The organism is Streptomyces sp. S465 (genome assembly GCF_026898115.1).
In the GTDB taxonomy this organism is placed as follows: Bacteria; Actinomycetota; Actinomycetes; order Streptomycetales; family Streptomycetaceae; genus Streptomyces; species Streptomyces luomodiensis.
The window spans coordinates 9,427,004-9,446,650 of record NZ_CP114036.1; the positions used below are offsets into that span (position 1 = coordinate 9,427,004).

Below are 19,647 nucleotides of genomic sequence, written 5' to 3' on the forward strand. Positions count from 1 at the left end.
GCCTTCCACACCAGCCAGATGGAGGCCATCGGTGAGGAGTTGGCGGCGGCGGTCGCTGGGTTGTCTCCGCGTGCGTCCGAGGTGCCGCTGTATTCGACGGTGACCGGCGAGTTGCTGGACACGCTCACGATGGATGCCGGGTACTGGCGGCGGAATCTTCGGGAGCCGGTGCGTTTCGAGGCCGCGGTTCGGGCGTTGCTGGGTGCGGGGCACGGGCTGTTCATCGAGGTCAGTCCGCACCCGGTACTGACCGGCGCGGTGGAGCAGACCGCCGAACAGCAAGAGACTTCCGCCGTGGCTTTGGGCACGCTGCGCCGGGGCGAGGACGATCAGGAGCGGTTGCTGACGAGCCTGGCCCAGGCGTATGTGCATGGCGCGGATGTCGACTGGTCCGTGTGGTTCGAGGGCACCGGTGCGCGGCGGGTCGAGCTGCCCACGTACGCCTTCCAGCGCCGACGGTACTGGCTGGAGGCCTCCACCCAGGCCGCGGATGTCGTGTCCGCAGGTCTGGGCACGGCCAGGCACTCCCTGCTGGGTGCGGCGGTCAGCGTGGCCGAGGCGGACGCCGCGGTCGTCCTCACCGGGCGGCTGTCGCCGCACACACATGCGTGGCTGGCCGACCACACCATCGGCGAGTCGGTTCTGCTGCCGGGTACGGCCTTCGTGGAGCTGGCGCTGCGCGCCGGTGACGAGGTCGGCTGCGACGCGGTGGAGGAGCTGACGCTGTACGCCCCGCTGGTGTTCCCGGCGGCCGGGGCGGTCCAGGTGCAGGTGGTGGTCGGGGAGATGGCCGATGGGCGGCGGCCCGTCGGCGTCTACTCCCGGGTCGAAAACGAGCAGTCGCCCGCCGAGTGGCTGCAGCACGCCGGCGGCACCCTGGTCGCCGGTGACCGTACCGAGCCGGACTTCGAACTGACGCAGTGGCCGCCCGCGGGTGCGGAGGCGGTGTCGCTGGAGGGCTTCTACGAGGAGCTGGCCGGGCGGGGTTATGGCTACGGGCCGGTCTTCCGGGGGCTGGAGTCGGTGTGGCGAGCGGGCGGCGACCTGTTCGCCGAGGTGGCCCTGCCGGCCGAGGCTGATGGTTTTGGTGTGCATCCGGCGCTGCTGGACGCGGCGCTGCACGCGTCGCTGCTCGACGGCGACGAGCTGCGGGTGCCGTTCACATGGGCCGGGGTGCGGCTGCACGCGGTCGCCGCCTCGACGCTGCGCGTGCGTCTTTCGTCTGGTGACGAGGGTGCGCTGCGTTTGGTCGCCGCCGATGCCGACGGCCTGCCGGTCATCTCGGTGGACGAGCTGCGTACCCAGCCCATGTCGCCACAGGCGCTGTCCGCCGCGGCCACTCCCGGCGAGGACTCGTTGTTCGAGGTGCGGTGGGTGTCGGTGCCGGTGGGTTCGGTGGTGGCGGTCGAGTCGGTGGTGCTGGGGGTGGATTGCGCTGACGTTGCGGGGTTGGCCGGGTGTGGTGAGGTTCCGGGTGTGGTGGTGTCGGTGGTGGAGCCTGGTGGTGTGGCGGGTGCTGAGGTGGTTGGTGTGCTGGAGGTGGTGCGGGGGTTTTTGGCTGAGCCGGGGTTGGCTGGTGCGCGGTTGGTGGTGGTGACGCGTGGTGGGATGGCGGAGGTGCCGGATCCGGCGACGGCTGCGGTGTGGGGTCTGGTGCGGTCTGCGCAGGCGGAGTATCCGGGGCGTGTGGTGCTGGTGGATGTGGAGGGCGATTTTGCTGTCGGTTCGTTGAGGGGTGCGGTGTCGGTGGCGTTGGGGTGTGGTGAGCCGCAGGTGGCGGTGCGGGGTGAGGGGGTGTTGGTGCCTCGTTTGTTGCGGGTGGGTGGGGTGTCGGGTGGGGCGGGTGTGGTCGGGCCGGTGTGGGATGCGGTGGGGACGGTGTTGGTGACGGGTGCCAGTGGTGGGTTGGCTGGTGTGGTGGCGCGGCATTTGGTGGTGGAGCAGGGGGTGCGGCGTTTGGTGTTGGTGAGTCGCAGTGGTGTGGGGGTGGAGGGGTTGGTGGCTGAGTTGGTGGCTGCTGGTGCTGAGGATGTGTCGTTCGTGTCGTGTGATGTGGCGGACCGTGAGGGTATGGCGGAGGTGCTGGCGGGGGTGCCGGAGGAGTATCCGCTGCGGGGGGTGGTGCATGCGGCGGGTGTGCTGGATGACGGTGTGCTGGTGGGGTTGTCGGGTGAGCGGTTGGCCGGGGTGTTGCGTCCGAAGGTGGATGGGGTGTTGGTGCTGGATGAGCTGACGCGTGGGCTGGATCTGTCGGCGTTCGTGGTGTTCTCGTCGATCGCTGGTGTGGTGGGTACGGCGGGTCAGGCCGCTTATGCGGCGGCCAATGCGTTCATGGACGCGTTGATGGCGGTGCGGCGCTCGGAAGGGCTCGCGGGGACGTCGTTGGCGTGGGGTCTGTGGGCTGCTGGGGGCGGTATGGGTGGTGGCTTGGGGGAGCGGGATCTGGAGCGTGTGTCGCGGATGGGGATTGTTCCCATGCCGGATGCGGAGGCTTTGGGGCTGTTCGACGCGGCGGTGGAGCTGGGGCGGGCGTGTGTGGTGCCGGCGCGTTTGGACATGGCCGCGCTGCGGGAGCGGGCCGCACAGGACGACCTGCCCGCCGTACTCCGCGGACTGGTGCGGGCCACTCGGCGTACGGCCGCACGGGGCCAGGAGTCGTCCGTTCTCGTACAGCGCCTGCTGACCATGCCTGAGTCCGACCGCGAGCGCTTCCTCGTCGACCTGGTCGGCGCTGAGGTGGCGGTGGTGCTGGGGCACGCGTCGCCCGGCACGATCGACACCTCACGCGCGTTCCAGGCGATGGGCTTCGACTCGCTCACCGCGCTGGAGTTGCGCCAGCGGTTGCAGAACGCGACCGGGGTGCGGATGCCCGCCACCCTCGTCTTCGACTACCCGACGCCGCAGGCGCTGGCCGACTACCTGCTGCGGGACGTCCTCGGCACCGAGGCCGCCACCGCGTCGGCCGTCACCGCGCCGGTCGCCACGCTCGATGAGCCGGTGGCGATCGTGGGTATGGCGTGCCGGTATCCGGGTGGTGTGGCCTCGCCGGAGGATCTGTGGCGGCTGGTGGCCGAGGGCGGGGACGCGATCACCGAGTTCCCGTCCGACCGTGGCTGGGACGTGGAGGGGCTCTATGACCCGGACCCGGAGAGTGTGGGGAAGTCGTACAGCAGGCATGGCGGTTTTCTGCACGACGCGGCGGAGTTCGACGCGGCGTTCTTCGGGATCAGTCCGCGTGAGGCGACCGCCACGGATCCGCAGCAGCGGTTGTTGCTGGAGACCGCGTGGGAGGCGCTGGAGCGCACGGGCCTGGACCCGGAGAAACTGCGGGGCAGCCGCACGGGCGTGTTCGCCGGAGTGATGTACGGCGACTACGCCGCGCGGCTGGACCGCGCACCCGAGGGCTTGGAGGGGATGCTGTCGACCGGCAGCGCGGGCAGCGTGGCCTCGGGGCGGATGGCGTACACCTTCGGGTTCGAGGGGCCGGCGGTGACGGTGGACACGGCGTGCTCCTCGTCCCTGGTGGCCCTGCACCTGGCCGCCCAGGCGCTGCGGAACGGTGAGTGTGATCTGGCGCTGGCGGGCGGGGCGACGGTGATGGCGACTCCGCAGACGTTCGTGGAGTTCTCGCGTCAGCGGGGTCTGGCGGCGGATGGCCGCTGCAAGCCGTTCTCCGACACCGCGGACGGCACCGGCTGGTCCGAGGGTGTGGGTCTGCTGGTGGTGGAGCGGTTGTCGGACGCGCGGCGCAACGGCCACCAGGTGCTCGCGGTGGTGCGGGGCAGTGCGGTGAACCAGGATGGTGCCTCCAATGGTCTGACGGCGCCGAATGGTCCGTCGCAGCAGCGGGTGATCCGGCAGGCGCTGGCCAGTGGGCGGCTGACCGCCAAGGACGTGGACCTGGTGGAGGCGCATGGTACGGGTACGACGTTGGGTGATCCGATCGAGGCGCAGGCGCTGCTGGCGACGTACGGTCAGGACCGTCCGGAGGACCGGCCGTTGTGGCTGGGTTCGGTGAAGTCGAATATCGGGCACGCGCAGGCGGCGGCCGGTGTCGCCGGCATCATCAAGATGGTGATGGCGATGCGTTACGGCAGGATGCCGCGCACGCTGCATGTGGGGGAGCCGTCGCGGCATGTGGATTGGTCGGCGGGTGCGGTGAGTCTGCTGACGGAGGAGCGGGCGTGGCCGGAGGTGGGCCGGCCGCGCCGGGCGGCGGTGTCGTCGTTCGGTATCAGCGGCACCAACGCGCATGTGGTGCTGGAGCAGGGCCCGGCCGAGAACGCGGACGAGCCGGTGGAGCCGACCGGTGACGTCCTGGTGCCGTGGGTGGTCTCGGCGAAGACCGAGTCGGGCCTCATGGGACAGGCGCGGCGGCTGGCCGATGCGGCCTGGGGGCTGCGGCCGGTGGATGTGGGTTTCTCGCTGGCCACGGGCAGGGCGTCGTTCGAGCATCGTGCGGTCGTGGTCGGGCGGGATCGCGACGTGTTGCTCGCCGGAGTGGAGTCCGTCGCCCGCGATACGGCGGCGCCTGGTGTGATTCGTGCTGCTGCGGAGGCTGGCAAGAGTCCGGTGTTTGTGTTCTCGGGTGAGGGTGCGCAGTGGGTGGGGATGGCCCGGGGTTTGTTGGAGGGTTCGCCGGTGTTCGCGGGCCGGATGGCGGAGTGTGCGGCGGCTTTGGAGCCGTATGTGGATTGGTCGTTGTTGGCGGTGGTGCGGGGTGAGGAGGGTGCTCCGTCGCTGGATGGGGTGGATGTGGGTCAGCCGGTGTTGTTTGCGGTGATGGTGTCGTTGGCGGCGGTGTGGGAGTCCTATGGGGTGCGTCCGTCGGCTGTGGTGGGGCATTCGCGGGGTGAGATCGCGGCGGCGTGTGTGGCTGGTGCGTTGTCGCTGGCGGATGCTGCCAGGCTGGTGGTGGCGCGGGGCCGGTTGCTGGTGGGTGCGCGGGGTGCGGGGGCGATGGTGTCGGTGGCGTTGTCGGCGGAGGGGGTGGGGGAGCGGTTGTCGGGTGGGTTGGAGATCGCGGCGGTGAACGGGCCCGCGTCGGTGGTGGTCGCGGGGGAACCGGCGGAGGTTGCCGGGTTCGCTGAGGCGTGTGAGGGGGACGGTATTCGTGTCCGGCGGGTCAGTGACGTGTTCGCTTTCCACACCAGCCAGATGGAGGCCATTGGTGAGGAGTTGGCGGCGGCGGTCGCTGGGTTGTCTCCGCGTGCGTCCGAGGTGCCGTTGTATTCGACGGTGACCGGCGAGCTGTTGGACACGGCCACGATGGATGCCGGGTACTGGCGGCGGAATCTTCGGGAGCCGGTGTGTTTCGAGGCCGCGGTTCGGGCGTTGCTGGGGGCGGGGCACGGGCTGTTCATCGAGGTCAGTCCGCATCCGGTGCTGACCGGCGCGGTGGAGCAGACCGCCGAACAGCAAGAGACTTCCGCCGTGGCTTTGGGCACGCTGCGCCGGGGCGAGGACGATCAGGAGCGGTTGCTGACGAGCCTGGCCCAGGCGTATGTGCATGGCGCGGATGTCGACTGGTCCGTGTGGTTCGAGGGCCTCGGTGCGCGGCGGGTCGAGTTGCCCACGTACGCCTTCGAGCACCAGCGGTACTGGCTGGACGCGGGTCGCGGGACGGCCGATGCGGCCGGGCTGGGGCTGGAGTCGGCGGGCCATCCGCTGCTCGGCGCGGTGGTGGTGCCGGCGTCGCAGGACGGTGTGGTGCTGACCGGGCGGTTGTCGTCGTACACGCATCCGTGGCTGGCGGATCATGTGATCGGTGGGTCGGTTCTGCTGCCGGGTACGGCCTTCGTGGAGCTGGCGTTGCGCGCCGGTGACGAGGTCGGCTGCGGGTTGCTGGAGGAGCTGACCCTGGAACAGCCGCTGGTGCTGTCCGGGGACCGCTCGGTGGCGGTGCAGGTGACCGTGGAGGCGCCGGACGAGACCGGGCGCCGTACCGTCGTCGTCCACTCCCGCCCCCAGGGCGGAGACGGCACATGGGACCGGAACGCGACCGGCGTTCTGGCCGCGGCCGCCGCACCACCGGCCGAGGTCCTGGCGGTGTGGCCACCTGCCGACGCGCAGCCGGTGCCGGTGGACGGGCTCTACGAGCGGCTGGCCGACCGGGGTTACGGCTACGGGCCGGCGTTCCAGGGCCTCACGGCGGCCTGGCAGCAGGGGAACGAGGTGTTCGCCGAGCTCGCCCTGCCGGGCGGCGCGGAGGGCTTCGGTATCCACCCGGCACTGCTGGACGCCGCTCTGCATGCGTTGCTGCTCGAGACCGCGAACACCACCGACGACGAGAACGGCGAGAACGGCGAGAACCCCGGGCTGCGGGTGCCGTTCGCGTGGACCGGGGTACGGCTGCACGCGGTCGGCGCCTCCGCGCTGCGTGTGCGCCTGTCGCGGGAAGCCGGTGACACGGTGCGTCTGGCGGCGTACGACACCACCGGTCTGCCTGTCGTGTCGGTGGACGTGCTGCGGCTGCAACCCATCTCCACGGAGCGGCTGGCTCCTGCGGCCCCCGCGCGCGACGACGCGTTGTTCGAGCTGCGGTGGACGCCGGTGCCGGCACCGCAGGTGGCCGCGACGGACATCGTGACGCTGGACACCGACTGCGCCGGCCTCGCCGAGCTGATCGACAGCGGCGTACGGCTCGACGGCGTGGTGGTCGCCCCGGTCGAGCCCGGCGGTGAGGTGCACGCGCGCCTCGGCGCGGTGCTGCGGCTGATCCAGCGATGGGCGGACGCGCCGGCCCTTGCCGACTCGCGCCTCCTCGTGGTCACCCGCGGCTCGATCGCCGAGGAGCCCGATCCGGTGACGGCGGCGGTGTGGGGTCTGGTGCGTTCGGCGCAGGCGGAGCACCCTGGCCGGCTGCTGATCGTGGACGTGGACGCGGATGTGGACGCGGGTGGCGTGGCGGATGTCGTGTCCGTGGTGGTGGGGTGTGGTGAGCCGCAGGTGGCGGTGCGTGGGGACCGGTTCCTCGTGCCGCGTCTGGTGCGGTCCGCCGTGTCTGGTCTGGTGCCGCCTGTGGGTGTGCCGTGGCGTTTGGAGGTGGGTGCGCGCGGGACGTTGGAGAGTCTGGCGCTGGTGCCTGCTCCGTATGTGGCGGAGGAGTTGGCGCCGGGGGATGTGCGGGTGGCGATGCGTGCGGGCGGTGTGAACTTCCGGGATGTTCTCAATGCGTTGGGCATGTATCCGGGGGATGCGGGTGCGCTGGGTAATGAGGGTGCGGGTGTGGTGCTGGCTGTCGGCTCGGACGTGGTCGGGGTGGGTGTCGGGGACCGGGTGATGGGTCTTTTCCCGCGTGGTGGGCTGGGTCCGGTGGCGGTGACTGATCATCGTCTTGTGGTGCGGGTTCCGCGGGGGTGGTCGTTCGCGGAGGCGGCGGCGGTGCCGACGGTGTTCTTGACCGCGGTGTATGGGCTGGTGGATCTGGCCGGTCTGCGGGCGGGTGAGTCGGTGCTGGTTCATGCGGGTGCTGGTGGTGTGGGTATGGCGGCGGTGCAGCTGGCGCGGTATCTGGGGGCGGAGGTGTATGCCACGGCGAGTCCTGGTAAGTGGGGTGTGCTGCGGGGGTTGGGTCTGGATGATGCGCATATTGCGTCGTCGCGGACGCTGGAGTTCGCTGAGAAGTTTCCTGCTGGTATCGATGTGGTGCTCAATTCCCTGGCGGGGGAGTTCGTGGACGCGTCGGTGGGGTTGTTGGCCGAGGGTGGCCGGTTCGTGGAGATGGGCAAGACCGATATCCGCGACGCGGCGACCATGCCGGTGTCGTACCAGGCCTTCGACCTGTTCGATGCCGGGAACGACCATATCCACGCCATGTTCGCCCAGCTGGTGGAGTGGTTCGACCGGGGTGAGTTGGGCCGGTTGCCGGTACGGGCGTGGGATGTCCGGGAGGCCGCGGAGGCGTTCCGGTTCATCAGCCAGGCGCGGCACGTCGGCAAGGTGGTGCTGACGATCCCGCGGGAGCTGGATTCGCGGGGTACCGTTTTGGTCACTGGGGCGAGTGGCACCCTGGGTGGGCTGGTGGCCGAGCGGCTGGTCACCGAGCACGGCGCCCGGCATCTGCTGCTGGTCAGCCGGCGCGGCGTGGACGCGGCCGTTGTCGGGAGGCTGACGGAGCTGGGCGCGACGGTGCGGGTGGCGGCCTGCGACGTGGCCGACCGCGACGCGCTGGCGGAGGTGCTGGCGGAGATCCCGGCCGCGCATCCGCTCACCGGCGTGGTCCATACGGCCGGTGTGCTGGACGACGGTGTCATCGGCTCGCTCACGCAGGAGCGGCTGGACACGGTGCTGCGCCCGAAGGCGGACGCGGTCGTCAACCTGCACGAGCTGACGGCGGACGAAGACCTCGCCGCCTTCGTCCTGTTCTCCTCCGCCGCTGGTACCTTCAACACGCCGGGCCAGGCCAACTACGCGGCGGCCAACGCCTACCTCGACGCCTTCGCCACCCAGCGCCACGCCGCCGGTCTTCCCGCTGTGTCGCTGGCGTGGGGCCTGTGGGCGCAGAGCAGCGCGATGACCGGTGACCTGGACGCCACCGACCGCGACCGGATGGCCCGTACGGGCGTCCTGCCGATCGAGACCGAGCACGGTCTGGACCTGTTCGGCATCGCGCTGGGCGCCCAGAGGCCCGTCCTCGTGCCCGTCCGGCTGGACCTCGGCGTGATCGGCGGCCACCAGGAAGTGCCCGCGCTCCTGCGGCAGCTGGCTCGCACGGCGCCGCGGCGCGCCACCCAGGCGGCAGCCGGCCGGCAGCCCCTGCTCGAACGGCTCGCCGCCGCCACCGGGACCGAGCGGCACCACATCCTGCTCCGGCTCGTCCAGACCGAGGTCGCCGCCGTCCTCGGCCACGCCACCCCGGCGGACATCCCCGCCGACCGGGCCTTCCGGGAGCTGGGCTTCGACTCGCTCACCGGCGTCGAGCTGCGCAACCGGCTCAACGCCGCCAGCGGCCTGCGGCTGCCCGCCACGCTGGTCTTCGACTACCCCACGCCGACCACGCTGGTGCGCCACCTGCACGCCGAACTCGTCGGGGACGAGATGGGGGACGAGACGGCCCAGGCGGCCGAGACGGCCGTACGGGACCTGGCCCCCGCCCCGACCGCCGCCGACGACGACGCGATCGCGATCGTGGGCATGGCCTGCCGCTTCCCGGGCGGGGTGGCCGGCCCCGAAGAGCTGTGGCACCTGGTGTCCGGCGGCGGGGACGCGATCGGCGGGTACCCCACGGACCGCGGCTGGGACCTGGAGAGCCTGTACGACCCGGACCCCGACCACTACGGCACCGCCTACGCGCGCGGCGGCGGGTTCCTGGCCGACGTGAGCGGGTTCGATGCCGACTTCTTCGGCATCAGCCCGCGTGAGGCCACTGCGATGGACCCGCAGCAGCGGCTGCTGCTGGAGACCTCCTGGGAGGCCCTCGAGAGCGCGGGCATCGACCCCACCTCCCTGCGCGGCAGCGGTGTCGGCGTGTTCGTCGGTGCCATCGCCCAGGAGTACGGGCCGCGCCTGGCCGAGAGCTCCGACGGGCTCGACGGGCACCTGCTGACCGGCACTACGACCAGTGTCGCCTCCGGCCGTATCGCCTACACCCTGGGCCTGGAGGGCCCGGCGGTCACGGTGGACACGGCGTGCTCCTCGTCACTGGTCGCGCTGCACCTGGCGGTGCAGGCGCTGCGCAACGGAGAGTGCTCGATGGCGCTCACCGGCGGTGTCACCGTGTTCTCCTCGCCCAGCTTCTTCGTGGACTTCTCCCGGCAGCGCGGGCTCGCGGCCGACGGCCGCTCCAAGCCGTTCTCGGACGCCGCCGACGGCATGGGCGGCGCCGAGGGCGTGGGCCTGCTGGTCGTGGAACGGCTCTCGGAGGCGCGGCGCAACGGCCACACCGTGCTCGCGGTGGTCCGCGGAAGCGCCGTCAACCAGGACGGTGCCTCCAACGGCCTCACGGCGCCCAACGGACCGTCCCAGCAACGTGTGATCCGCAAGGCGCTGGCCAACGCCCGGCTGAGTCCCGCCGACATCGACGTGGTGGAGGCGCACGGCACGGGCACGAAGCTCGGCGACCCGATCGAGGCGCAGGCGCTGATGGCCACGTACGGCCAGGAGCGCCCCGAGGACCGGCCGCTGTGGCTGGGCTCGGTCAAGTCCAACATCGGGCACACGCAGGCCGCCGCCGGTGTCGCCGGCGTCATCAAGATGGTGCTGGCCATGCGGCATGGCGCCATGCCGCGCACCCTGCACGTCGACGAGCCGTCCCAGCACATCGACTGGTCGGCCGGCACGGTGAGCCTGCTGGCCGAGGAGCGGCCGTGGCCGGAGGCCGGACATCCGCGCCGGGCCGCGGTGTCGTCGTTCGGCATCAGCGGCACCAACGCCCACGTCATCCTCGAACAGGGCCCCGCCGACGACCGGCCCGTGCGGGAGCCGAGCGGTGACCCGCGGCATCAGGGGGAGGTCCTGGTGCCGTGGGTGGTGTCGGCGCGGACCCCGGCCGCGCTCGCGGAGCAGGCGCGGCGGCTGGCCGGAGCGGTGGCCACCGGCGACGCGCGCCCTGTGGACGTGGGCCGCTCCCTGGTCACCGGCCGGGCGGCCCTGGAGCACCGGGCGGTCGTCCTCGGCCGGGACCGGGACGAACTGCTGCGCCGCCTGACCGCGTTCGCCACGGGCCGGCCGGACGACGGCGTGCTGACCGGTACGGCCGACGTACTCGGCGCCGCGAAGACGGCGGTGCTCTTCACCGGCCAGGGCAGCCAGCGGATCGGCATGGGCCGGGAGCTGTACGCCGCCCATCCCGTCTTCGCCGCCGCCTTCGACGAGGTGTGCCACCACCTCGACCGGCATCTGGACGAGCCCGTCGCCGAGGCGCTGGAGAACGAGGAGACGCTCGGTCAGACGCGCTACGCGCAGCCGGCGCTGTTCGCCGTGGAGGTCGCGCTGTACCGCCTCCTCCAGCACCACGGCCTGACCCCCGACTACCTCGCCGGGCACTCCCTCGGCGAACTCGTCGCCGCCCACGTCGGCGGGGTGCTGAACCTGGCGGACGCCGCCGTGCTGGTCACCGCGCGCGGCCGCCTCATGCAGGCGGTGGCGGCCGACGGCGCCATGACGTCGGTCCAGGCGACCGAGGACGAGGTCCGCCGGGCCATCGGCGGTCTCGCGGACCGCGTGGACATCGCGGCGGTCAACGGCCCCGACGCCGTGGTGGTCTCGGGCGACATGGCCACCGTGGACGCGGTTGCCGAGCGGTTCGCCGCGCAGGGCCGCAGGACCCGGCGGCTCGGTGTCGGGCACGCCTTCCACTCGCCGCACATGGACGCCGTCGTCGGCGCGTTCCGCGACATCGCGGCGACCTTGACCTACCACCGCCCGGCCGTCCCGATCGTCTCCAACGTGACCGGCCGGCTCGCCACCGACGAGCAGCTGACCTCGCCGGACTACTGGGCCGGGCACATCCGCCACGCGGTGCGGTTCGCCGACGGCGTCGCCTGGCTGGCCGGGCAAGGCTGCGGCACGTACGTCGAGGTCGGGCCCGACGCCACGCTGACCGCGCTCGTCGGCGGCGTCCTCGCCGACCGGCCCCACCTCGCCGTCAGCGCGCAGCGCCGCCGGTCCGGCGAGTACGAGTCCCTGCTCACCGCCCTGGCCGCCCTGTACGTCCACGGCACGGCCATCACCTGGGACGGGCTGTTCCCCGACGCGGACCGCGTCGACCTGCCCACGTACCCGTTCGAGCACCGGCGCTACTGGCGCGCGGCGGGCGCGCGGGCGGGTGACGCCACGAGCCTGGGCCAGGACACCACCGCGCACGCCATCCTGAACGCGGTCGTGGAGCTGCCCGACGGCGGACACCTCGCCACCGGCCGCGTCTCCGTGTCCACCCACCCGTGGGTGGACGACCACCGCATCGACGGCACGGTCGTGCTGTCCGGGACCACCTTCGTGGACCTGGCCCTGCACATCGGCGAGATGGTCGGGTGCCCGCACCTGAGCGACTTCACCCACCAGGAGTTCCTGGTCCTCGACGAGGCCGGAGGGCCGGGCACCGGCTCGGCGGAGGCGCAGGTCCAGGTGAGCGTGGGCGCCGCCGACGGCGACGGCCGGCGTACGGTGACCGTCCGCTCCCGGCCGCGCGACGCCGCGCCGGGAACGGACTGGACCGTGCACGGCAGCGGCACGCTCGGCCAGGAGCCGGCCACCGGGCACCGCCTGCCCGCCGCACCCGCGGGCCAGTGGCCGCCCGCCGGCGCCGAGCCGGTCGACACCGACGAGGTGTACCGGCTCCTCGAAGGGGTGGGCCTGGAGTACGGGCCGGTCTTCCACGGCCTGCGGCGCGCCTGGCGCGACGGCAGCACCCTCTACGGCGAGGCCGCGCTGCCCGAGCAGACCGACGCCGGCGCGTTCCGCGTCCACCCCGGCCTGCTCGACGCCGTCCTGCACCTGTTCGGAGCCCAGGGACTCGGGAACGCCGACGGGGCGCGGCTGCGCGTGCCGTTCTCCTGGAGCGGGGTCACCCTGCACGCCACCGGGGCCACCTCGGTGCGGGTCGCGCTCGAGGCGCGTACCCCCGAGACCCTCTCCCTGGAGCTCACGGACGACGACGGCGCACCCGTGGCGAGCGTCGCGGAGCTGGTCACCCGTCAGGCGAGCCCGGCACAGCAGGCGAGCCGCGGCGCCCGGCTGTACGAACTCACCTGGACCGCGCTCGCACCGGCTTTCCGCGCCCCGGAGCGTACGGACACCTGGGTGACGCTCGGGGACACCACCTTGCCGGACGTCGCCCACTACGCGGACCTCGGCGCGCTGGTGTCCGCGCTCGGCGACGGCCTGCCCGCGCCGGAAGTCGTCGTCGCGGGGTGCGACGGCGCGGAGGGCGAGGACGCCGCCACCGGCGCCCACGCCGCCCTCGCGGCCACGCTCGACACGCTCCAGACCTTCCTCGCGCTCGACGAACTGGCGGACACGCGGCTCGTCCTCACCACCTCCGGCGCCGTGTCCGTGGCCGGGGAGGACGTCACCGACCTGGCGGCCGCCGCCGTGTGGGGCATGGCGCGCGTCGCCCAGACCGAGCACCCCGACCGCGTGACGATCGTCGACGGCGGGGCGGACGCGGCCCTGTCGGCGGCGATCGGCAGCGGCGAGCCCCAGCTCGCGGTCCGCGACGGGCTGTCGTACGTGCCCCGGGTCACCGCCGCCGCGGCGGCCCCGGACCGGGCGCCGACCTTCGCCGCCGACGGCGCGGTCCTCGTCACCGGCGGCACCGGCGTCCTGGGCGGGATCCTCGCCCGCCACCTGGTGACCTCGCACGGCGTACGGCACCTGGTGCTGCTCAGCAGGCAGGGCCCGCACGCCTCCGGGGCCGCGTCCCTGGTGCGGGAGCTCGCCGAACTGGGAGCCCAGGCCGACATCGTGGCGTGTGACGCCGCCGACCGCGACGCCCTCGCCGCGGTGCTCAAGCGGTACCCCGTCACCGCCGTGGTGCACGCCGCCGGTGTACTGGCGGACGCGACCCTGGCCAACCTCGGCCCGGCCGAACTCGGCACCGTGCTGCGGCCCAAGGCCGACGCCGCCTGGCACCTGCACGAGCTGACCGCGGACCGCGACCTGGACGCGTTCGTGCTGTTCTCGTCGCTCGCGGGCACGGTGGGCAACGCGGGGCAGGCCAACTACGCGGCCGCCAATGCCTTCCTCGACGGGCTCGCCCAGCACCGGCGGGCGCACGGGCTGACCGCCGTGAGCATGGCCTGGGGGCTGTGGCACAGCGGTATGGCCGACACCCTCACGGACGCCGAGCGCGACCGGCTGGCCCGTACCGGCCTGCCGCCGATCCCGACCGACCAGGCGCTGCGGCTCTTCGACAGCGCCCTGGCCGCGGGGCGGCCGACCACGGTCAACACGGTGGTCGACACGGCGGCGATGGACGTGACGAGGCCGGTGCCCCCGGTCCTGCGCGACCTGCTCAGGACGACTGCCCGGCGCGGCACGGGCGCGGCCGACACCCCCACCGGGGCCCTGCGGCAGCAGCTCGCCGGGCTGAGCCGGGAGGAGGCGCACGGCGTCCTGCTCGACCTGGTGCGTACCCACATCGCCGGGGCGCTCGGCTACGAGTCCATCGACGCGGTCGAGCTGCGGCGGGACTTCCAGAAGCTCGGGTTCGACTCGCTGACCGCCGTGGAGCTGCGCAACAAGCTCAACACGGCGACCGGGCTGCGGTTGCCCGCGACGCTGGTCTTCGACTACCCCAACCCGGCGGCGCTGGCCGACTTCCTCACCGGCCGGCTCCTCGACGCGGCCGAGGAGCCGAGGACCGCGCCGGCCGCCGCCGCGCCGGTCGCTACGCTCGATGAGCCGGTGGCGATCGTGGGTATGGCGTGCCGGTATCCGGGTGGTGTGGCCTCGCCGGAGGATCTGTGGCGGCTGGTGGCCGAGGGCGGGGACGCGATTACCGAGTTCCCGTCCGACCGTGGCTGGGACGTGGAGGGGCTCTATGACCCGGACCCGGAGAGTGTGGGGAAGTCGTACAGCAGGCATGGCGGTTTCCTGCACGACGCGGCGGAGTTCGACGCGGCGTTCTTCGGGATCAGTCCGCGTGAGGCGACCGCCACGGATCCGCAGCAGCGGTTGCTGCTGGAGACCGCCTGGGAGGCGCTGGAGCGCACGGGGCTGGACCCGGAGAAGCTGCGGGGCAGCCGCACGGGCGTGTTCGCGGGGCTGATGTACCACGACTACGGCGCGTGGACGCCGGGCGCCGCGGAAGGCTTTGAGGGGATGCTGTCGACCGGCAGCGCGGGCAGCGTGGCCTCGGGGCGGCTCTCGTACACCTTCGGGTTCGAGGGCCCGGCGGTGACGGTGGACACGGCGTGCTCGTCGTCGCTGGTGGCGTTGCATCTGGCGGCGCAGGCGCTGCGGAACGGTGAGTGTGATCTGGCGCTGGCGGGCGGGGCGACGGTCATGGCGACTCCGCAGACGTTCGTGGAGTTCTCGCGTCAGCGGGGTCTGGCGGCGGACGGCCGGTGCAAGTCGTTCTCGGACGATGCGGACGGCACCGGCTGGTCCGAGGGTGTGGGGCTGCTGGTGGTGGAGCGGTTGTCGGACGCGCGGCGCAACGGCCACCAGGTGCTCGCGGTGGTGCGGGGCAGTGCGGTGAACCAGGATGGTGCGTCGAATGGGTTGACGGCGCCGAATGGTCCGTCGCAGCAGCGGGTGATCCGGCAGGCGCTGGCCGGCGCCCGGCTGACCGCCAAGGACGTGGACCTGGTGGAGGCGCATGGTACGGGTACGACGTTGGGTGATCCGATCGAGGCGCAGGCGCTGCTGGCGACGTACGGTCAGGACCGTCCGGAGGACCGGCCGTTGTGGCTGGGTTCGGTGAAGTCGAACATCGGGCACGCGCAGGCCGCGGCCGGTGTCGCCGGCATCATCAAGATGGTGATGGCGATGCGCCACGGCAGGATGCCGCGCACCCTGCACGTGGGCGAGCCATCGCGGCATGTGGACTGGTCGGCGGGCGCGGTGAGCCTGCTGACGGAGGAGCGGGCGTGGCCGGAGGTGGGCCGGCCGCGCCGGGCGGCGGTGTCGTCGTTCGGGATCAGCGGCACCAACGCGCACATCATCCTCGAACAGCCCGGGGAGCCGGCCCGGACCGTCCCGGCCGAGGACCTTCCGGCGGCCCCGGCCGCGCTGCCCTGGCCGGTGTCGGCCAAGTCGGCGGCGGCGCTGGACGCCGCGGTGGCCGCGGTGCGGGAGGCGGCCACCGGCCTGTCACCGGTGGACGTGGGCGCCACGCTCGCCCGCCGCTCGGTTTTCGAGCACCGCGCGGTCGTACTCGACGACGTGGTGGTGCGGGGTGTCGCCGCCGCGGGCCGGGTGGGCCTGCTGTTCACCGGCCAGGGCAGCCAGCGCTGCGGTATGGGGGCCGGCCTCTACCGGACGTTCCCGGTGTTCAAGGCCGCGTTCGACGAGATCGCCGCCCTGACCGGCATGCCTCTGGTGGAGCTGGTCGTGGAGGGCGGGGACGAGGAGGCGCTCACGGCCACCGGGGTGGCGCAGGTGGCGCTGTTCGCGGTCGAGGTGGCGCTGTTCCGCCTGCTGGAGTCGGTGGGCGTGACGCCCCACGCGGTCTGCGGGCACTCCGTCGGCCAGATCGCCGCGGCCCACGCCGCCGGTGTTCTCTCGCTCCCCGACGCGTGCCGCCTGGTGGCGGCGCGAGGCCGGCTGATGCAGGCCCTGCCGGAAGGCGGCGCGATGCTGGCCGTGGAGCTGCCCGAGGACACCGTCGCGGAGGCCCTGGCGGGGCTGACGGACCGGGTGTCCGTCGCGGCGGTGAACGCGCCGACGTCCGTGGTGGTCGCGGGAGACGAGGCTGCGGTGGCCGAGCTGGAGCGCGGCTGGCGCGCGGCGGCGGTACGGGTCAAGCGGCTGTCGGTCAGCCACGCGTTCCACTCGCCGCTGATGGACCCCATGCTCGACGACTTCGCCGCCGCCGTGGACGGGCTGACCTTCCGCCCGCCCGCCCTGGCCGGGCTGCCGGAGGAGGTCACGGACCCCGCCTACTGGGTGCGGCACGTACGGGACACGGTCCGGTTCGCCGACATGGTGCGGTCGCTGAGCGATGAGGGGGTCACGCGCTGGGTGGAGGTGGGCCCCGACGCGGTGCTCGCCGCACTGGCCCAGCAGACCCTCGACGCGCCGGACGCCGACGGCCTGGACGGGCAGGCGTTCGTGCCGGTGCTGCGCGCCGGCCGCGACGACCTGGCCGCCTTCTCCACCGCCCTGGCCCACCTGCACGTCGCGGGCGTGACCGTGGCCTGGGGAGACCTGTTCGCCACCTGGGGAGGACGCCTGGTCGACCTGCCCCGCTACCCCTTCCAGCGGCAGCGGTACTGGCTGTCCCGGAGCGTCGGCCGGGCCGGGGACGTGTCCGCGGCCGGCCTGGCCGCCACCGAACACGCCCTGCTCGGCGCGGTGGTCGAGCTGGCGGGGACCGGCGGCCGGCTGCTGACGGGACGGCTGTCGCCCACCACGCACCCGTGGCTGGCCGACCACAACGTCCTGGGCTCCGTTGTCCTGCCGGGCACCGCGCTGGTGGAGTTCGCCCTGCGCGCGGGCGCGGCCATGGGCTGCCCGACGCTCGCCGAGCTGACCATCGAGGCCCCGCTGCCGCTCGGTGACGGTGTCGACGTGCAGGTCAGGGTGGTCCCGGCCGAGGAGCCGGCCCGTGGCCACCGGGTGGACATCCACTCCCGGCCGGTGGGCGACGCGGGAGCGTGGGTACGCCACGCCACCGGAACCCTGACCGACGCGCCGGCGTCGGCACCCGGGGAGATCGGCCTCGCCGAGCCGCCGTCGGGCGCGCAGCCCTCGGTGCCCGCCGACGAGCTGTACGTGCGGCTCGAAGCGGCGGGGCTGCACTACGGCCCGGCCTTCGCCGCCCTCCGCCAGGCGTGGCGGCTCGACGACGCCGTCCACGCCGAGGTCGCGCTGCCGGACGACCCGGATCTCGCCGTGGACCGGTTCGTCGTCCACCCCGCGCTGCTCGACGCCGCCCTGCACGCGATCGCGGCCGCGGAGGGCGGGGACCAGGACGCCGCCGGGGCGGCGCCGACGGCGCGCGTGCCCTTCGCGTGGTCCGGGGTGACGGTGCACCGGGCCGGCGCCCGTGAGCTGCGGGTCCGGCTCACGCGCCGGGACGCGGACACCTATGCGCTGACGGCCACCGACCCGGCCGGCGCCCCCGTGGTGTCGGTGGAGTCGCTGGCGCTGCGGACGATGTCGCGCGAACAGCTGGGCGCGGCGGGGACGGCGGGCTCGCTCTTCCGGGTGGACTGGATCCCCGCCGGGGCCAGCGCCCCGGAGGGGACACCGGCGGTGCGGACGGTGTGCCCGGCGGGACCGGACGCGCACCTGGCCACCGCGTCGGCGCTGGAGGCGGTGCGCACGCACCTGGCCGACCCGGCCGGCGGAGTGCTGGCGGTGGTGACCCGCGGCGCGGTGACGGCCGGGCCGGACGGCGGCGGCACGGCGGTGGATCCGGCGATGGCCGCCGTATGGGGCCTGGTGGGGTCCGCGCAGAACGAGAACCCGGGCCGGATCGTGCTCGTCGACACGGACCCGGACACGGACACGGACACGGACACTGGCACCGGTGACGCTGCTGGACTGGACGCCGTGGTGGCGACCGCCCTCGCGACGGGCGAGCCGCAGGTGGCGGTGCGCGGCGGCGCTGCCTGGGTGCCGCGGCTCGTACCCGCCGCACCCGGCCGCGACAGCCGGGCCGACGGCACCGGCACGCATGCCCGGTTCGGCACCGGCACGGTCCTGCTGACCGGGGCGACGGGCGCGCTCGGCAGCGCGCTGGCGCGGCACCTCGTCGCCACGTGGGGTGTGCGGTCGCTGCTGCTGGTCTCGCGCCGCGGCCAGAGCGCGCCGGGCGCGGCGGAGCTGGCCGCCGAACTCGGCGCGGCCGGGGCGCGGGTGGAGTTCGCGGCGGTCGACGTGGCCCACCGTGACGCGCTCGCCGCCGTCCTGGCCGGGCGCGACCTCTCGGCGGTGGTGCACGCCGCCGGTGTGCTCGACGACGGTGTGGTGACGGGGCTGACGCCGGAGCGGCTGGCGGGCGTCCTGGCGCCGAAGGCGGACGCGGCCCGGCACCTGCACGAGCTGACCGCGGACCAGGACCTGTCGGCGTTCGTGCTGTTCTCCTCGGTCGCCGGGGTGCTCGGCAACCCCGGCCAAGCGGCGTACGCGGCGGCCAACCGCTACCTCGACGCGCTGGCCGAGCACCGGCACGCCCGCGGTCTGCCCGCGACCTCGCTGGCCTGGGGCCTGTGGGACTCCGCCGGCGACCTGACACGGGGACTGGCCGACGCCGACCGCGCGCGCATGGGCCGCGACGGGGTGGAGGCACTGCCCGAGCCCGCGGGGCTGGCCCTCTTCGACGCGGCCGTCGGCGGACCCGACCCCGTACTCGTCCCCGTACGAATGAACCGGGCCGCGCTGCGCCGCCGGGCGGCCACCGAACCGGACCTGTTCCCCGCCGTCCTCCGCTCGCTCGTCCCGGCCGCACCGCGCGCCGCCGGGCGTACGGGCCACGGGGCCGCGACGGTGCTGTGGAAGGAGCAGCTGGCGCCCTTCGCCGAGGCCGAGCGTCGGCGCAGGCTGCGGGAGCTCGTCCGGTCGGAGATCGCCACCGTCCTGGGGCACCCGACCGTCGCGGGCATCGAGCCGCAGACCAGCTTCCAGGAGCTGGGCTTCGACTCGCTGATGGGCGTCGAGCTGCGCAACCGGCTGGGCAGGGCGTCCGGCCTGACGCTCCCGGCGACGGTGGTCTTCGACCACCCGAGCGCGTCGGCGCTCGCCGACGAGCTGTTCTCGCTGCTCTTCCCGGAGGGCGAGCAGGACGGCGCCCCGGCCGACGGCACGGGCCCGTTCGACGAGGCGGCCTTCCGCCGCGCCCTGTCGGCACTGCCGCTGGACGCCCTGGAGAACGCCGGTCTCCTGGACGCGCTCCGCAAGCTCACCGGCGAGGAACCGCCCGGCGACGGCGGGACGGCGGAGGCCGAGGAGGCCGAAGCGGATCAATTCGAGGACATGGACGTGGACGCACTGGTGCGGGTGGCACTGGGCGACGTCGAGGGAAGCGGGGAGTAGGGG

General features: G+C 73.5%; 1 protein-coding gene (running past one end of the window). It reads left to right on the top strand.

The genetic code is table 11. From position 1 onward, the window contains the following. Positions 1-19,644, top strand: the 3' portion of a protein-coding gene (locus N6H00_RS39395) for a type I polyketide synthase (RefSeq protein WP_268976710.1). The gene continues 16,491 nt to the left of window position 1, outside the view; 19,644 of the gene's 36,135 nt are visible here — the last part of the coding sequence; its start codon lies beyond the left edge, outside the window; it ends in the stop codon at positions 19,642-19,644. The last annotated feature ends 3 nt before the right edge of the window (positions 19,645-19,647 follow it).